Genomic DNA, 17,305 nt, shown 5'->3' on the forward strand with positions numbered 1-17,305 from the left:
GATGGAAAACTCTGTAATTAGTGCTGTTACCCTTGGTGGCTCAGTCGGTGAGCTGGATTTCTCGATGCTGTCGCTGTTTCTGCGCGCCGACCTGATCGTCAAGTCGGTCATTATTATCCTGCTGCTGGCTTCGATCTGGTGTTGGGCGATCATTGTCGAGAAAGTCCTGGGTTTGAAAAAACTGAACGCCGGGGCGGCCAAGTTTGAACAGGCGTTCTGGTCGGGGGTGTCGCTGGATGAACTTTATAATCGTACTGGTGCCCAGCCGAAGGATCCCATGTCGGCGGTGTTCATTGCCGCCATGCGTGAATGGAACCGCGCCGTATCAAGTAGCGCGGGCGATCCAACAGCCAGTGTCAGCCTGTCCGAGCGCATTGAGCGGGTCATGCAAATCACCCTGGCCCGGGAAATGGACCGGGCCGAACGCTACATGACGTTTTTGGCGACGACCGGTTCGACGGCCCCGTTTATTGGCCTGTTCGGCACCGTCTGGGGGATCATGAATTCTTTCCAGTCTATCGCCGTTTCAAAGAACACCTCGCTGGCGGTCGTCGCCCCCGGCATTGCTGAGGCCCTGTTCGCCACCGCCCTTGGCCTGCTGGCGGCAATCCCGGCGGTTATCGCCTACAACAAGTTGAGCCGCGATCTTGATCGTTACGCCGGACGGCTGGACAGTTTCGCCGGGGAGTTTTCGGCCATTTTGTCGCGCCAGCTTGATGAACGGGCCAAGAAGGAAGACAACTGACCATGGCCCAAATCCTGTCCAAATCAGGCCGTGGGACTCGCATCCGCAGCCGCCCGATGAGCGAAATCAACGTCACGCCCATGGTCGACGTGATGTTGGTGCTGCTGGTTATCTTTATGGTCACCGCACCGCTATTGACCGTTGGCGTTTCTGTTGATTTGCCCAAGACCAAGGCTTCCGCCATTGCCGGGGATGACGAACCGCTGGCTGTTTCCATCGACGACAAAGGTCAGGTTTTCATTCAGGACACCCCGGTGGAACTGGCCGGGCTGGTGCCGCGCTTGCTGGCGATTACCGGTAATAATCCTGATGTCCGTATCTTCGTGCGCGGCGACAAGGCGATAAGCTATGGGCGGGTGATGGAAGTCATGGGCACGGTCAACGCCGCAGGCTTTCGTAAAGTAGCCTTGATCACCGAACGCATGAACCTGCCAAAAATTAAAAACTAATGGGAATCGGTGTCGCCATATCCGTTTTTTTGCATGTGGTGATGGTTGTTGTCGCCTACGTGGGGCTGCCCAATTTGCGCCGTGACGTGATGATGGAAGCGCCGATCATGGTCGAACTGGTCACCGTCGCCGAAATCACCAACGCCCCGCAACCGGACGTCAAACCCGAAGAAAAGAAAAAGCTGGAAGAACCCAAACCCGAACCGAAGCCCGAACCCAAGCCGGAACCGCCCAAGCCGGAAGTGAAAGCGGCCCCGCCACCACCAGCGCCCGAACCAGAACCCGCTCCCCCACCGGAGCCAGAGGAAGTCGCCATCGTTCCGCCGCCACCCGAAGCCAAGCCCAAGGCCAAGGAAAAACCCAAACCGAAGCCCGAGCCCAAACCGGTGGTCAAGGAAAAGCCGAAACCGAAACCGAAAGCGCCTACAGCCCTGGCCAAGGTCAAGCTGAAGCGCAAGCCCAAACCGCCTGACGCTTTTGCCGGGGTCTTGAAAACGCTTAAAGACCTGAAAAGCCAGCCGGCCCCGATCCCGGAAGATAAGAAGGAAGAGGAAAAGAAAGACAGTAAAACCTCATTCGAGGATCAGATCGCCAAGGCGCTGGGATCGAAAAAGCGTAACTTCGATCAATCACGCCCGTTGTCGATCAGTGAGATTGATCTGGTCCGACAGCAGATCGCCAAGTGCTGGAACCTGCCGGCGGGGGCCAAGGACGCCGAAAACATGGTCATCGAAATTGCCGTCGCCATGAATACCGATGGCACCGTACGCACCGCCAATATCAAAAATACCGGCTTGCAATCCGATCCGTTCTTGCGGGCGATGGCGGAAAGTGCTTTACGTGCGGTCTTGAACAGGCGCTGCCAACCGTTCAAATTACCGCGTGATAAATATGACCGCTGGAAAACAATGACGCTTATATTCAATCCCAAGGAGATGTTCGGATCATGACGACTATAGTGCGGACACTACTTGCGACAATTCTTTGCGCCGCTTTTGCCTTTCAGGCCCAGGCGGAACTGCGTATCGACATTACCCGCGGCACGGTCGAGCCGTTGCCCATCGCGGTGACAGATTTTGTTGGCGGCACGACGGTTGAGCAGGAATACGGACGTGGCATTAGCCGCGTGATCGCAGCTGACCTTGAACGTTCGGGCCTGTTCAAGCCCTTGGACAGCCGCGCTTTTATTCAAAACAGTCAGGGCCCGGGTACCTTACCCCGCTTTGGTGACTGGCGGGTTATCAACGCCCAGGCGCTGGTTCAGGGTCGCACCCAGGTCGTTCCCGATGGCCGCCTGAAGGTTGAATTCCGCCTGTGGGATGTCTACGCCGAACAGCAAATGGTCGGGCTCGCCTATTTTACGGTTCCCGATAACTGGCGGCGCGTCGCCCATATTGTTTCGGATGCTATCTACAAACGGATCACCGGGGAAAGTGGCTACTTCGATACCCGTATCGTTTACATTTCGGAAACCGGTCCGCAGAATCGCCGGATCAAACGCCTGGCCATTATGGACCAGGATGGAGACAATCACCGGTTTCTGACCGATGGTGGAACACTGGTTCTGACGCCACGCTTCTCGCCGACATTGCAGGAAATTACCTACCTGTCCTATTACGGCAACCAGCCGCGGGTTTATATTTTCAATATCGATTCCGGTCGCCAGGAAGTGCTCGGCGATTTCCCGGGCATGACCTTCGCGCCGCGTTTTTCAGCTGATGGTAACAAGGTCATCATGAGCATGGCCAAGGATGGTAATTCCGAAATCTACACCATGGACTTGAGAACCCGAACGGTTAAACGCCTGACCAACCATTCGGCTATCGATACATCGCCCAGTTATTCCCCAGACGGCAAGTACATTACCTTTAACTCCGACAGGGGGGGCTCCCAGCAGCTATACGTCATGGAAGCAAGCGGTGCCGGCGTTAAACGGATTTCACATGGCAAAGGTCGTTATGCGACGCCAGTATGGTCGCCGCGCGGCGATCTGATCGCCTTTACCAAATTTACGGGCGGCCGTTTTTTCATCGGCGTCATGCGCCCCGATGGTAAAGGCGAGCGCTTGTTGGCCGAAGATTTTCTTGTTGAGGCGCCAACATGGGCGCCCAACGGCAGGGTGCTCATGTTCTTCCGTCAGGAACGCACCAAAGAAGATGGTAGCGGCGGGAAATCCCGATTGTATTCCATAGACTTAACGGGCCATAACGAGCGTCAGGTGATAACCCCGCTGGATGCCTCTGACCCGGCATGGTCACCCTTGATTCCTTGAGGCGCAACGGGTTATATTTTAGATACACACAAGGTTTTATAAAAAAAGCCTTGGATTTCGACTTTTTACTCTTTAAGACAAAGGCTTAGAGTAGTAATCAACGATATTCACACAGTTGCGCTTTGTTTTTAAGGCGATTCGTAACTGGTATTTTTATAAACGCTCCGACGAGGGAGAATTTAAATGCGCTTTAACATCCTGGGCATGATTGCGGCAGTAGCCCTTGTTGCGGCTTGCGAAACCGCGCCGAAAGAAGAAGCTGCGAGCGGCGGATCGGGCGGTACAACTGCCAGTTCCAGTAGCAGCAGCGCCGCCGCCCCTGCGGCCCCCATGGGACCGAAAATGGGTAGCCAGGAAGATCTGGTTGTCAACGTCGGTGACCGCGTATTCTTTGATTTTGACAAATACAGCCTTGGCTCCGAATCACGTCGTGTACTTGAAAAGCAAGCCGTTTGGCTGAAGAAGTATCGTCTTGTTACGGTTGCCATTGAAGGTCATGCCGACGAACGCGGCACCCGCGAGTACAACCTGGCATTGGGTGAACGCCGTGCGAACTCTGCAAAAGACTATCTGGTTGCGTTGGGCGTTGCCGCCGATCGTATCCGTACCATTTCATACGGCAAAGAGCGTCCGGTTGCCTTGGGCTCCAACGAAGCCGCCTGGGCTCAAAACCGCCGTTCGGTTACGATAATCAGGTAACCTTAAGCTAAAGCTATCTGGCTTTCGTTTGCCGGTATTTTTTGATAGGGCGCTTACCGTATGGTAAGCGCCCTATTTTCGCCTAATATGTCTTGCAAGCTGCTCAACCCTGAATAAAGCGGTCGTATATTGAAAATGGAAATGTTTATTCTTATCAACAAAAGACCATCAGCACTGGCGTCTGTGGTTTTGCTGGGATTCGTATTTTGCCTCGCCTTCGCGACCCCGGTGCTCGCTCAAAGCAAAGACCTGAGCCCGATCCTGGATCGCTTGCAGCGGTTGGAACGTGATATCAGGACACTTAATATCCAGGTTGCCGGTGGCGGTACTGGCGCCGGTGGTGGCGCTGAATCCGGAACAACCGCGGCTGCTCGCATCGCTGTCAGATTATCTGAACTGGAAGATGAACTGCGCACAACCACCGGCAAGGTGGAAACCATCGCTAATCAGATTGAACAGGTGGGCCTCAGGCTTGATAAGTTGATTGCTGACCTTGATTACCGCCTTAGCGCCATTGAAGGTGGCTCAGGACAGGGAATAAACCCGCAAGTCAACGCAGCACCGTCTCCGCCGGGGGTGCAGAAAGTCGTTCCTGGCGCAAGCCAGCCCGGCGTTTTGGGAACGATCTCGCAAAGTGAAGTTCCTGCCGATTCGGGTCAGGATGAGGAGCAGCAGAGCGCTGCTCCCGCGCCTGTTAGCAGTGCTGTAACATCCAACGTGCTTCCCGAAAAAAAGAATGTCCTTCCCGAAGGCACGCCCAAGCAGCGCTATACCTTCGCATTCGGCTTGCTGCGAGAGGCTAATTATGACGAGGCCGAAGTCGCCCTGACCGAGTTCCTGAACGCCCATCCCAATGATCCGCTTGCCGGTAATGCCCGCTATTGGCTGGCCGAGAGCTACTATGTTCGCGGCCAGTATGTGCAGGCGGCGGAAGCCTTTGTCACCGGTTATCAGGCGGCTGCTACCGGACCTAAGGCCCCGGACATGTTGTTGAAGCTGGGAATGTCCATGTCCAATCTGGATAAAAAGCAGGAAGCCTGTGCGTCGTTTGGGAAATTGCTTAAGGATTTCCCGGATGCGCCGGAACGGATTGTTTCAAAAGTCACTTTTGAGAGCAAAAAAGTCGGCTGCGAATAGGTTCCAACAGATGACCGAACCGCTCAGTGATTTGGAAATGAGCAACCTGATGGCGTCGGTAGGCCCCTTCGAGGACAGTCCTCATATTGCTGTTGCGGTCTCCGGCGGTGCCGATTCCATGGCCTTGACCATACTCGCCGCAAAATGGGTTCATGACAACGGCGGCACTTTGAGCGCCTTAAGTGTTGATCACGGTTTACGGCCAGACTCTGAGACAGAAACCAGACAGGTGGCAAACTGGCTTGGCAGGCGCGGCATCAATCATCACTGCCTGAGTTGGACCGGTGCGAAACCCCATACCGCCCTCCAGGCTCGCGCGCGCGCCGCCCGATATGATCTTTTGAATGACTGGTGCCGCCGTAATCGGGTCCTGCACTTGCTTCTTGCCCATCATCAGGAAGATCAGGCCGAAACATTCCTACTGCGCCTGGGCAGTGGTAGCGGCATGGATGGACTGGCTGCGATGGCGGCGATTGTCGAAAAACCGGCCATGCGGCTGTTGCGCCCGTTGCTGGGAATTCCCAAGGCACGGCTTCGGGCAACCCTTAAGGTGGCCTCCCAGCCGTGGCTGGAAGACCCGTCGAACGAGAACACCGCCTTTGAGCGTATCCGTATTCGCAAATCACTGCCTGATTTGATGGCTGCCGGAATGACCGTGCAAGGATTAACCGAGACAGCATCGCGGATGGCCCGGGCCCGAGTCGCCCTTGAAGCCGGGGCGTCGCATTTGCTGGCCGGAAGTTGTTCTTTGCATCCGGCGGGGTACGCCTGTGTTCGTGGGAAGGTGCTTTTTTCAGCGGCTGATGAAATTTCCCTGCGGGCGCTTTCCCGGATGCTGATGTGTGTTGGCGGCGGGCAATATGGGCCGCGACTGAGAAAACTGGAACATCTTCACGAAAAAATGAAAGCAGCCTTTAGGGATGGCCATGTCGGATGGAAAGGGGCAACTCTTTCCGGCTGCCGGGTGATGCCCTTAAAGGAAGCCGTCGGGGCAGGTGAGTTCCTGGTCTGTCGCGAGGGGCGGGCACTGCCCGATGCCCAACAGGTGATAAGACCCCTTGAAATGGATTGGGACAACCGCTTCCGGCTTCGTCTTCGGGGGTCAAAAAGTCCATTATTTCAGGACACTATGCTGCAACCACTGGGTCGCGATGGTTGGGGCAGTCTGGTAAGTCAGGCACCCGAAATGCGTTCCGTGACAATGCCTGTCCCGGCCAGGGTGACCCTGCCGGCGCTGGTTGACGGGCAGGGGGTTGTCGCCGTGCCACACCTGAACTATCAACGCGAAGGACTTTCCGAAGGGACCCCGGGTTTTAGCAAGGCGGTTTTTTACCCCCGACAAACCTTGTCAGGAACGGGCTTTCTTGTTGCGCATTGAATTTCGATCATTATGTTATGTCTACATATGACGTTTAAGTTTTTCACCGAGAGGAAGCGATTGTGAATTTTTCCAGGAATCTGGCTCTGTGGGTTGTTATTGGCCTGTTGGTGTTCGCCCTGTTCAACCTGTTTCAGGGTTCTTCGACCCAGCGTGGACCGCAGACGACTCTGGCCTTTTCTGACTTCCTCGTTTCCGTCGAAAGTGGCGAGGTCCGCGATATTACCATCAAGGGCAATAACATCAGCGGTCATTACCGTGATGGCCGCAACTTTGGCACCTACGCACCCAACGATCCTTCCTTGATTGAAAAGCTCAATAAAAAGGGCGTGCGCATTACCGCCCAGCCTTCCGAAGATGGATCGCCGACACTGTGGGGTATTTTGATTTCCTGGTTCCCGATGCTGCTCTTGATCGGCGTCTGGATCTTTTTCATGCGGCAAATGCAGGGCGGTACCGGCAAGGCTATGGGCTTTGGCAAGTCGAAGGCTCGATTGCTGACTGAAACCGCAGGCCGCGTCACATTTGACGATGTCGCCGGTATTGAAGAAGCTAAACAGGAAGTAGAAGAGGTCGTCGACTTTTTGAGGGATCCGCAGCGCTACCAGCGTCTGGGTGGAAAAATTCCCAAAGGCTGTCTGCTGATCGGCCCTCCGGGCACCGGTAAAACCTTGCTGGCCCGCGCTATCGCTGGCGAGGCCAATGTGCCGTTTTTCACCATTTCGGGTTCTGACTTCGTTGAAATGTTTGTGGGCGTCGGCGCATCACGTGTGCGCGACATGTTTGAACAGGGCAAGAAGAACGCCCCCTGCATCATTTTCATCGACGAACTTGACGCCGTTGGCCGCCATCGTGGCGCTGGTCTTGGTGGTGGTAACGATGAACGCGAGCAAACGTTGAACCAGTTGCTGGTTGAAATGGATGGTTTTGAATCCACCGAAGGCGTCATTCTTGTCGCCGCGACAAACCGCCCGGATGTTCTGGACCCTGCCTTGCTGCGCCCCGGTCGCTTTGACCGTCAGGTTACCGTGCCCAATCCGGATATCATTGGCCGCGAGAAAATTCTTAAAGTTCACATGCAGAAGGTGCCGCTGGCTCCCGATGTGGATGCCCGCGTCATTGCCCGTGGCACACCCGGTTTTTCCGGTGCTGATCTTGCCAACCTGGTTAACGAGGCTGCTTTACATGCCGCCCGTGCATCGAAGCGGGTTGTCACCATGGCCGAATTTGAAGCCGCCAAAGACAAGGTGATGATGGGGACCGAGCGTCGCTCCATGGTGATGAGTGCTGACGAGAAAAAACTGACGGCCTATCACGAAGCCGGACACGCCCTTGTTGGCATTCATGTGCCTAAACATGATCCGCTGCACAAGGTCACCATCATTCCACGTGGCCGTGCGTTGGGCGTTACCATGTCACTGCCGGAGCGGGACCGTTACAGCTACTCCAAGCTGGAACTGGAATCCAAATTGGCGATGATGTTTGGTGGCCGGGTTGCCGAAGAACTGACTTTTGGTGCTGAAAATATCACCACCGGCGCCGGTAATGACATTCAACAGGCCACCGAAATGGCTCGCCGCATGGTGACCGAATACGGTTTCAGTGAAAAGCTGGGACCGCAGCGTTACAGCGAAAACGAAGAGGAAATCTTTCTTGGTCGTTCTGTAACCCAGCACAAGAATGTCTCTGATCATACGCACCAGATTATCGATTCCGAGGTCAGCCGCCTGATTGAAGAAGCCGAAATTCAGGCTCGCAAAATTCTTACCGATCATGATGATGAACTGGATATGATTGCCAAGGCATTGCTTGAATACGAAACCCTCAGCGGTGATGAGGTCAACGCGCTTTTGAAGGGTGAGAAAATCCTCCGCCCCGATGTCGATGATGAGCCGACCGATGGCGGCAAAACATCTTCGGTTCCGTCCAGTGGACCGGCGGGCAAAGACAAGCCGAAGGGCGATATTGGCGGCGTTGAACCGCAGCCCGGAAGCTGACGCCCGGTAACCTTGTCCAGATATTCCTTTGCCGGGTTGACCCTTGAGCGCCCCCTGATTATGGGCGTCGTTAATGTGACGCCCGACAGTTTCTCTGATGGTGGCAAGACAGCGAGCGCCGCACTGGCTATTGAAGCCGCGCGCGGCCTTATCACAGACGGTGCAGATATTCTCGACATTGGCGGCGAGTCGAGCAGGCCCGGTGCCGTACCGGTTTCCCTTGATGAAGAGCTCAGCCGTGTCATTCCGGTTATCGAAGCACTGGCCGGGGAGGGCGCTTGCGTCAGCGTCGATACCCGCCATGCACCGGTCATGGTCGCCGCCATGGCCGCTGGTGCCACCATCATAAATGACATCACAGCCCTGGAAGGTGATCCGCAATCCCTTGAGATCGTTGCGCCGTCAAAGGCGTCGGTGGTGTTGATGCACATGCAAGGCGACCCCCGGACCATGCAGGAAGCACCCGTCTATACGGATGTCGTCGCCGAGACGGGGGCTTACTTGCTGACCCGGATCAGGGCTTGCCAACAGGCAGGAATAGCAACGGAACGCATCGCCATCGATCCCGGCATCGGCTTTGGGAAATCCCAAGAACACAATCTTGACCTGTTGCGGGGGTTAAGCGCTTTCACAGGATTGGAATGCCCCGTGGTTCTGGGCGTTTCACGCAAAAGCTTTATCGGTCGTTTGTCGGGTGAAGATGTCCCGGACCGGCGTCTGGCCGGGTCGCTGGCGGCGGGTCTTGCGGGTGTGGCGCGCGGCGCAAGCATCCTGCGCGTCCACGATGTTTTAGAAACCCGTCAGGCACTTGATGTGTGGGTGGCGCTGAAATAGCCGAAGGGTGTCCCCTGCAACGAACTGAAACGAAAAGTTAATTCCCACACTTCATAATCTGCCTTACAAGGAATGCGCATATTTGGGGACGGGCGATTCGCATAAGGTCCCCTGTTACTGGAAGACATGATGATGAGAAAGCTGTTTGGAACCGACGGCATTCGTGGCACCGCCAATACGGAGCCTATGACAGCCGAGACGGCGCTTAAAGTCGGCATGGCAGCGGCTGCCCAGTTCACCCGTGGCGATCATCGCCACCGGGTCGTTATCGGCAAGGACACGCGTTTGTCCGGTTACATGATCGAACCGGCGCTGACCTCTGGATTTGTCTCCATGGGCATGGACGTGATTCTGGTCGGGCCTATGCCGACCCCTGCCGTGGCCATGCTAACCCGCTCCCTTCGGGCCGATTTGGGGGTGATGATTTCAGCTTCCCACAATCCCTTTGGCGATAATGGCATCAAATTGTTCGGGCCGGACGGTTTTAAGTTGTCCGACGCTGTCGAGGCGAAAATCGAGGAACGCATCAACGGCGATATGAGCAATTCTCTTGCCGATCCGGCGAAGCTGGGCAAAGCCAAACGCCTGGACGATGCACAAGGTCGTTATTCTGAACACGTCAAGCGTACCTTTCCCAAGGGCCTGACCCTGGATGGTCTGAAGATTGTCGTCGATTGCGCCAACGGTGCCGCCTACAAAGTTGCGCCGGAAGTGTTGTGGGAACTGGGCGCGGAGGTTGTTTCGATTGGCGTTGATCCGGACGGCTTCAACATCAACAAGGGTTGTGGCTCTACCCACCCTGAAGCCTTATGCAGTGCCGTGGTTTCTCATGGCGCCGATATTGGTATCGCCCTGGACGGCGATGCCGACAGGGTTCTTGTTGTTGATGAAGCCGGGGCGCTTGTTGACGGTGACCAGTTAATGGCCCTGATCGCCGCCAAATGGGCTGAAGATGGACGCCTGAAGGGCGGTGGCATTGTTGCGACCGTGATGTCCAATCTGGGCCTTGAACAGTATTTGTCGAGCATCGATTTGTCCTTAACCCGAACCCAGGTCGGTGACCGCTATGTTGTCGAGCATATGCTCGAGCATGGTTTCAACATCGGCGGAGAGCAGTCAGGACATATCGTGCTTTCTGATTACGGCTCAACCGGTGACGGTCTGGTTGCCGCCTTGCAGGTGCTGGCAGTGGTGGTCAGTGATAAACGCCCGGCCAGTTTTTCGTGTCGCCCGTTCATCCCCTTGCCACAATTACTGCGCAACGTTCGTTATAGCGAAGGCCAACCACTGGAAGACGCGGCTGTCATACAATCTATCGCTACGGGTGAGGAAAAACTTTCCGGCAGCGGCCGTTTGCTGATCCGTAAGTCAGGTACCGAACCCTTGATCCGGGTTATGGCCGAAGGCAAGGATGAAGATCTGGTTGGCGCTGTTGTCGGCGATATTGTCAACGCCGTTGAACGGGCAGCCGGATAATCATGCAGGGCAGGGTTTTGATCATTGCCGGTTCGGATTCCGGCGGCGGTGCCGGCATTCAGGCCGATATCAAAACCGTGACCGCGCTGGGTGGTTACGCCATGACGGCGCTAAGCGCGCTGACCGCGCAGAACACCAAAGGTGTCACCGCCATCCATGAAGTGCCGACGGATTTCATTGCCGAACAGATGAACGTTGTGCTGTCGGATTTGGGGGCCGACGCCATCAAGACCGGCATGTTGCATTCAGCGGCTGTTATCGAAACCGTCGCTGATATTCTGGAGCCCCTGGATATTCCCGTTGTCGTTGACCCGGTGATGGTCGCCAAGGGCGGGGCGACTTTGTTGCAGGAAGAAGCCATCGCCACCATGAAAGAGCGATTGATCCCGTTGGCTCGTGTGCTGACTCCCAACGTTCCTGAAGCCTGCGCCCTGACCGGCATATCCATAACCGACCGCGACAGCGCCGAACAGGCGGCACGGATGCTATCGGACCTGGGTCCTCATGCGGTGTTGATGAAGGGTGGCCATATGAGCGATGGCGATAGCGCGGACACCGTCACCGACCTGTTGTTTGAAGGCGGTTCGCTGGTTGAGGCATTTTCATCGCCGCGCCTTGATACCCGTCACACCCACGGCACCGGTTGCACGCTGGCCTCGGCCATCGCCACCGGGCTGGCCCAGGAATTTAGCGTCCGCGACAGCGTCGAGCGGGCCCGCGCATATGTATGGGAAGCAATCCGCACCGCTCCCGGCTACGGCCAGGGCCACGGCCCGCTTAATCACGGCCATACTCTTTAATCAGGAATTTCAGTGAAGGCCTGATCCAGGATGTCTATTGCCTGATCGATTTCCTTTTTTGTAATCGTAAGGGGTGGGGCGAACCGCCATACGCAATGCAGACCACCGACCCGATTAATGTTGAGACCAAGCTCAAAGCATCGCTCCGTGAGGGACTTGATCAGTTCATGTCCCGGCTCTTTGGTTGTTCGATCGGCAACAATCTCCACGCCCAGAAGTAATCCGTGGCCGCGAACGTCTCCTATCGCTTCATGTCGTTGCTGTAGTTCACAAAGACGCTCCTTCAGGTATTGGCCGATTTTGGCTGAGCGTTCGGTCAGTTTTTCCGAAATGATCACATCCACGACGGCAAGCCCAACGGTTGCTGTCAACGGGTCGGAGGCATGTGAGGTGTAGTGGGAAAAACCGTTCTCCCTTGCCGCCGTCGCCACGGCCTTTGAAGCGATCACAGCCGATAGCGGCAGGCCGCCGCCAAGGGTTTTGGATAGCGTTAGGATATCGGGGACAATCCCTTCGCGTTCAAAGCCAAAGAGATTCCCGGTACGGCCCAACCCTGTTTGGGCCTCATCGTAAATGAGAAGGATGCCACGTTGATCGCACAGCTCCCTTAAACGGCCAAGGTAACCCTGTGGTGGAACGATGATGCCTCCGGCACTTTGGATCGGCTCGACGATCACCGCTGCTTCCTCGCCAACCGACGTCGCATCAATCATCTCAAAACCGACATCAAGACAGGTCATATCGCACTGGTCGGCGCAGTGGCGGATCGGGCAGCGATAACAATTGGGCGAAGGGATGGCCAGCGAGCCCGGCATCACTGGACCATATTTCTTTCGGCCATGCGCATACGTCGTCGATGCGGCGCCTGTCGTCGTTCCATGCCATGATCCCGCCATGCCGATAATCTCGAAACGCCCGGTTGCGATCTTGGCCAGTCGCAACGCCGACTCGTTTGCCTCACCGCCGGTATTGAGCAGTTGAACCTTGCTGAGCTGATGGGGGAGCAAATCAGCAAGAGTATCAACGAGGCTTATCACATCGGGTGACAGCATCGTGCTATCCAGATGAATGACCGTTTGCCCAGCTTTCGCCAGGGCCTCCACGATCTTCGGGTGATTATGACCGATGGTCGCGCACATCTGACCAGAGGAAAAATCCAGGATCGCGCGGCCTGCTTCCGTAAAAAAATATGATCCCTCTGCGCGGACGATCAATTCTTTGAGGAAGTCACGACCGTAGTGAAGCAGATGTTTCTCAAATGGCGGTGCCGATAAAATGGCTTCCTGGGCTTCGGGCATCTTTATTCTCTCCGACTGGCCGCGACAAGGTAGCGGCAAGGGGCTTCAGTATTATTCAAAAACGTACAGTGGGACGGTGGCCCCAGTTCAAGGCAGTCACCGACATCCAAAAGGTGCTTGCTCTCGCCTTCGGTCAGGCTCAACTGACCGGAAAGAACCAGAACCAATTGATGGAAAACCTTGTAGATGGAGGCCGGAAACAAAACCTCGGCCCCTGCGGGCAGATCTACGGCAACGATTTCAATGGGGCCACCGGCGCTTGGTGAAACCAAGGTGCGGACGCAGCCGGTTTCAGGATCATTCCAGCTTGGCTGCTGGGAGGCCCTGATCAAACGCCCGGTGTGACTTTCCGCCCGTGTCAGGAAGGTCGATAACGTCAGGCCAAACGCACCGCATAAACGACCAAGAACGGCCGTTGTCGGGCTCGATTCTGCACGTTCGATTTTGCTGATCATTGCCTTGGAGACTTCAGAACGTTTGGCGAGTTCGGCCAATGACCATTTTCGCGCCTCTCGTTCGCTGCGAACGCGGGCTGCTATTTCATCGGTCAAGTCATCCTTTATAATAGACATTAGTCCACTATAAGAGACGACATAAGAGAGTCAAGACGGCACTGATGCTGTAAACGATGGTCAGTCAGGAACGGACAGCAAATCCAGAGATCAAACCATTGCCGGGCTGATGCTGGTGGGGGATTTCAGGATATTGGCGAGGATGTCGATGCCCTTGGCCGAGGTCTCGGCGTCGGCGTTGTGGGTGCCGATGGCGATGCGGACCGCGTGCGGGGCGGCTTGACGGCCAACGACAAAACTTTCCGCCGACGGAACCAGTACCCCGCGGGCTTCTGCAGCGGCCTTGAAGTCGGCGGCGCGCCAGGGCAGGGGTAATTCCAGCCAGATAAAATGTCCTGCAGGGTGATAGGAGAATACCTGCCCTTGCAAGACCTGGGCTGCGTATTTTAGGCGTTCTTTTGCGGCCCGACGTTGCCAGTTGGCCAATTCATTGCCGGTTCCGTCTTCGATCCAGCGCCGCGCTATTTCGGCCATAAGCGGCGGCGTCATCCAGTTGCTCAGGCGTACCGCAGTGCGAAGTTGTTCCGTGTGATCTTCTGGCGAAAGCACATAACCGACACGTAATCCGCCGGCCATGGTTTTGGACAGGCTGGTGATATGAAAAACCCGCTCCGGTACGAAGTCGATTAACGGGGGAACGTCGCGTTCGTTCAGGCCACCCCAGACATCATCTTCCAGAACCTGTAAGTCGAGGGCGCGGGCACGTTCGGCGAGGTCGCGAATGCGCTCTAAGGGCATGGTCCGGGTGGTCGGGTTCTGAATATTGGGAATACAGTACAGGCACCGGGCCCCGGTTCGCCTGGCCGCTTCTTCCAGGGCGTCGGGGATCAGGCCGTATTGATCCATCGCCACCGGTTCCAGTTTCAGGCCCAACTGGCGGACCACATGAATGAAGCCGGGGTAGGAGAGTTCCTCGGCCAGAATGGTGTCGCCCGGTCGTGTCATCGCCATCAGGGTGATTAAAATTCCGTGCTGGGCGCCACTGGTCAGAGTGATGCGTTCTGGTGTCGCCTTGATTCCCCCTTGTTTAAGCCACTGCGTCGCCGCTTGCAGGTGTTCTGGCCGTCCCGACAAAACCTGGTAATCCATCAGCTCGTCAAGATTGCCTCCACGACTGATGTCGGCAAGGGTTCTGGCCAATTCCTTGCCGGCCCGCCCGCTAACCGGTGTGGCGTGGGTGAAGTCGATCAGATTGTTGTCGGGCGGCTTGGGGCGAAAGAAGGCTTCCTGTTTTTTCCCTGGCTCGGCCATCACGAAGGTGCCGCGCCCGACTTCGCCATCGACCAGGCCGCGGCGTTTGATTTCGTCGTAGGCACGGGTCACAGTACCCAGGGTGACGCCAATGTCGTAGGCGAGGTTGCGCTGGGGCGGCAGTTTCTCTCCGGCAGCAAGTGTTCCTTCGGAGATCGCCTCGGCAATCGCTTCGGCGATAGCCAGGTACTTTGGCCCACTGCGCTCGGAAATATCAGGTGTCCATATTGTCATGGGTACAATTAATACATTGACCGGTAATATTGTGTCAATATAAAACCAAATCACGGTAACAATTTTGTTGCATGTGAACAAAAATAAGGAATTTTAAAGATGTTGAGGCATGAATGTATTGATACAATAACCATGCCGGTGGCTACCTCCGGCACATTGAAAAGTTGGAAATCCTGGATTTCAGAGGGCGTCAGCCTGCTGGTATCGGATATGGCTCGCATCGTTAAAATTCTGGCACAGTGGCAAGACCGCGAAACCATGCGGGCACGTTTAGCTGAATTTGATGATCATCTTCTCTCTGATCTGGGCATCACGCGTGCACAGGCGACAATGGAAACCGGAAAACCATTCTGGCAAGATTGACACCATGGCACTGACAGACCAAAGGGTGGTTTCTACGGCGACAGGGCAGGAGGCTCCAAAAAGCGTCCTGCCCGTCGCCTACATGGCCGCCGCTTTTGCCGTCTTGATTTGGGGCGGTACCCCGGCGGCGACAAAATTCACTGTCATGGGGATCGATCCGGTCAGCGCCGGTGTTCTGCGGACAATTCTGGCTGGCCTTATTGTCTTTCCCTTCGCCCTTGCCAAGCAGCTGCCCTTGCCGGGTAGTGCGCGTGAGTGGGGATTGCTGGTGCTGATGGTGCTTGGCGTGTTTGTCATCTTTCCCCTGTTTTTCAGTTTTGGTATCAAGCAGACATCGACGTCCCACGCCGGCCTGATTAACGCGGCGATTCCTATTTTCACGGGTCTTTTTGGCGCCGTTGCCGAACGCCGCATACCGGGCCGCTTGTGGACAGTGGGCGTGGCTGTCGCTTTTGGCGGAGTCGCGATGCTGATTGGACTTCGTAGCGGTGGCGGTGATGGCGTTACCCTGTGGGGTGACATTTTGTGCCTGTTGTCCTCGGTCGGTTCCGGCCTGGGTTACGTTGCCGGTGCGCGGTTGTCCCTGAAAATCGGCAGTCAGGCAGCCACCTTCTGGGGGCTTACATTGGGTGGGCTGCTACTGCTGCCTGTGCTGATTATTTTTCATGGCGATACCGACTGGGCAAACGTTCCGGCCAGCAGCTTTATGGCCGTTGCTTATCAGGCAATCTGTTCATCGATTTTGGGCTTCCTGGCCTGGTATTGGGCCTTGTCAAAGGGCGGTATCGTGCGCATGGCTCCGGTTCAGTTTTCAATGCCGGTCATCAGCCTGACGCTAGCGGCATTTTTATTCGACGAGACCATAACCATGCCGCTGATTTTATCAGGCGCTATCATTGTCAGCGGTATCGCCATTTCACAAAGGAATAAGCACTAATGAACGCCCTGAGCACGCAAAGACATCTGTTCGATGTGCCTGATGATGTGGCCTATTTCAATTGCGCCTATAATACGCCCCAGTTGAATGAAACCAGATCCCGGTTAGCCGATGGCATCACGAATAAGAGTCATCCCTGGACGCGCACGCCGGAAAGCTTTTTCTCCGACGCAGAAAAGGTTCGTCAACTGGCCAGCGATATTTTTGGTGGTGACAGCGATGGCTACGCCGTCATCCCGGCGGCAAGTTATGGAATAAGCACAGCCGCCCGCGCCATAGAACCAACTCTTCAGCGGGGAAACCAAATTTTGCTTATTGCCGAGGAGTTCCCCAGTAATGTGTTGCCGTGGCAACGCACAGCAAAGGAAACAGGCGCCGAAATTATTACGGTTCCGACGCCTGTGGACGGGGACTGGACCGGTGCCATTCTTGATCACATGACGGACGGGGTAAAAATCGTCGCCGTTTCTCCCTGCCACTGGACCAATGGTTCATTTATCGATCTTGTGCCTATTGGAGAAGCCGCCCGTGAGGTTGGCGCGGCGCTGGTTATTGACGCAACCCAGTCAATGGGCGCGGCATCTGTATCCATAGAGGACATCCAGCCGGATTTTCTGGTCGCCGCCGGATACAAATGGATGTTGTGTCCGTACGGTGTCGGTTTGCTTTATGTTTCTGAAAAGTGGCGTCAGTCACGCCCCTTGGAGGAAACATGGCTGGCCAGGGATAACGCCCATAACTTTGCCGGGCTGGTCAATTATTCAGACACCTATATGGCGGGTGCGCGCAGATTTGATGTCGGGGAAAAAGGCACCGAGGCAATTCTCCCCGGCGCGGTCGCGGCACTGGAGCAAATCAAGGTC

The 17,305-nt window shown here is 55.8% G+C and carries 17 protein-coding genes; 14 read left to right on the forward strand and 3 right to left on the reverse strand.

From position 1 onward, the window contains the following. The first annotated feature begins 1 nt into the window (after position 1). From tolQ to thiD, 11 genes are all read left to right on the forward strand, one after another. A complete protein-coding gene (gene tolQ, locus HOL66_15440; protein MBT5245631.1) occupies positions 2 to 745 on the forward strand; it encodes a protein TolQ in 744 nt (247 codons plus the stop codon). A 2-nt stretch (positions 746 to 747) separates the two neighbouring features. After that, positions 748 to 1,194 (forward strand): protein TolR, encoded by a 447-nt coding sequence (tolR, locus tag HOL66_15445; GenBank protein MBT5245632.1) that lies wholly within the window; start codon positions 748 to 750, stop codon positions 1,192 to 1,194. Next, the gene (locus HOL66_15450) at positions 1,194 to 2,144 is read left to right on the forward strand and encodes an energy transducer TonB (GenBank protein ID MBT5245633.1); all 951 of its coding nucleotides are present in this window, start codon (positions 1,194 to 1,196) and stop codon (positions 2,142 to 2,144) included. Before tolR ends, HOL66_15450 begins: the two co-directional genes overlap by 1 nt. Continuing rightward, positions 2,141 to 3,466 (forward strand): Tol-Pal system protein TolB, encoded by a 1,326-nt coding sequence (gene tolB / locus HOL66_15455; GenBank protein MBT5245634.1) that lies wholly within the window; start codon positions 2,141 to 2,143, stop codon positions 3,464 to 3,466. The genes HOL66_15450 and tolB overlap by 4 nt, the downstream gene beginning before the upstream one ends. Before the next feature lie 183 nt (positions 3,467 to 3,649). Continuing rightward, entirely contained in the window at positions 3,650 to 4,165 is a 516-nt protein-coding gene (gene pal / locus HOL66_15460; protein MBT5245635.1) for a peptidoglycan-associated lipoprotein Pal, read from the forward strand. Positions 4,166 to 4,306: 141 nt separating this feature from the next. Further along, entirely contained in the window at positions 4,307 to 5,302 is a 996-nt protein-coding gene (ybgF, locus tag HOL66_15465) for a tol-pal system protein YbgF (GenBank protein MBT5245636.1), read from the forward strand. 10 nt (positions 5,303 to 5,312) lie between these two features. Then, a complete protein-coding gene (gene tilS / locus HOL66_15470) occupies positions 5,313 to 6,680 on the forward strand; it encodes a tRNA lysidine(34) synthetase TilS (GenBank protein MBT5245637.1) in 1,368 nt (455 codons plus the stop codon). A gap of 62 nt (positions 6,681 to 6,742) precedes the next feature. Next, complete coding sequence (locus tag HOL66_15475; GenBank protein ID MBT5245638.1) at positions 6,743 to 8,677, forward strand: ATP-dependent metallopeptidase FtsH/Yme1/Tma family protein; 1,935 nt, start codon at positions 6,743 to 6,745, stop codon at positions 8,675 to 8,677. A gap of 60 nt (positions 8,678 to 8,737) precedes the next feature. Continuing rightward, positions 8,738 to 9,511 (forward strand): dihydropteroate synthase, encoded by a 774-nt coding sequence (gene folP / locus HOL66_15480; GenBank protein MBT5245639.1) that lies wholly within the window; start codon positions 8,738 to 8,740, stop codon positions 9,509 to 9,511. A 129-nt stretch (positions 9,512 to 9,640) separates the two neighbouring features. After that, entirely contained in the window at positions 9,641 to 10,987 is a 1,347-nt protein-coding gene (locus HOL66_15485; GenBank protein MBT5245640.1) for a phosphoglucosamine mutase, read from the forward strand. A gap of 2 nt (positions 10,988 to 10,989) precedes the next feature. Continuing rightward, positions 10,990 to 11,787, forward strand: coding sequence for a bifunctional hydroxymethylpyrimidine kinase/phosphomethylpyrimidine kinase (gene thiD / locus HOL66_15490; GenBank protein ID MBT5245641.1), 798 nt, complete (start codon positions 10,990 to 10,992; stop codon positions 11,785 to 11,787). Here the strand turns inward: thiD and HOL66_15495 are convergent. The 3 genes from HOL66_15495 to HOL66_15505 form a co-directional block, all read right to left on the reverse strand. Beyond that, positions 11,784 to 13,085, reverse strand: a complete 1,302-nt coding sequence (locus HOL66_15495; protein MBT5245642.1) for an aspartate aminotransferase family protein — start codon at positions 13,083 to 13,085, stop codon at positions 11,784 to 11,786. The two genes, thiD and HOL66_15495, sit on opposite strands and share 4 nt — an antisense overlap. A gap of 2 nt (positions 13,086 to 13,087) precedes the next feature. After that, positions 13,088 to 13,657, reverse strand: coding sequence for a helix-turn-helix transcriptional regulator (locus HOL66_15500; GenBank protein ID MBT5245643.1), 570 nt, complete (start codon positions 13,655 to 13,657; stop codon positions 13,088 to 13,090). Positions 13,658 to 13,747: 90 nt separating this feature from the next. Continuing rightward, positions 13,748 to 15,142 (reverse strand): PLP-dependent aminotransferase family protein, encoded by a 1,395-nt coding sequence (locus HOL66_15505; protein MBT5245644.1) that lies wholly within the window; start codon positions 15,140 to 15,142, stop codon positions 13,748 to 13,750. 99 nt (positions 15,143 to 15,241) lie between these two features. Here HOL66_15505 and HOL66_15510 point away from each other — a divergent pair, with 99 nt between their 5' ends. From HOL66_15510 to HOL66_15520, 3 genes are all read left to right on the forward strand, one after another. Continuing rightward, a complete protein-coding gene (locus HOL66_15510) occupies positions 15,242 to 15,505 on the forward strand; it encodes a DUF1127 domain-containing protein (GenBank protein ID MBT5245645.1) in 264 nt (87 codons plus the stop codon). A 4-nt stretch (positions 15,506 to 15,509) separates the two neighbouring features. Beyond that, complete coding sequence (locus HOL66_15515; protein ID MBT5245646.1) at positions 15,510 to 16,442, forward strand: DMT family transporter; 933 nt, start codon at positions 15,510 to 15,512, stop codon at positions 16,440 to 16,442. Further along, a partial coding sequence (locus HOL66_15520) for an aminotransferase class V-fold PLP-dependent enzyme (protein ID MBT5245647.1) occupies positions 16,442 to 17,305 on the forward strand: 864 nt, incomplete at its 3' end. The genes HOL66_15515 and HOL66_15520, both read left to right, overlap by 1 nt.

Source organism: Rhodospirillaceae bacterium (assembly GCA_018662005.1).
In the GTDB taxonomy this organism is placed as follows: domain Bacteria; phylum Pseudomonadota; class Alphaproteobacteria; order Rhodospirillales; family JABHCV01; genus JACNJU01.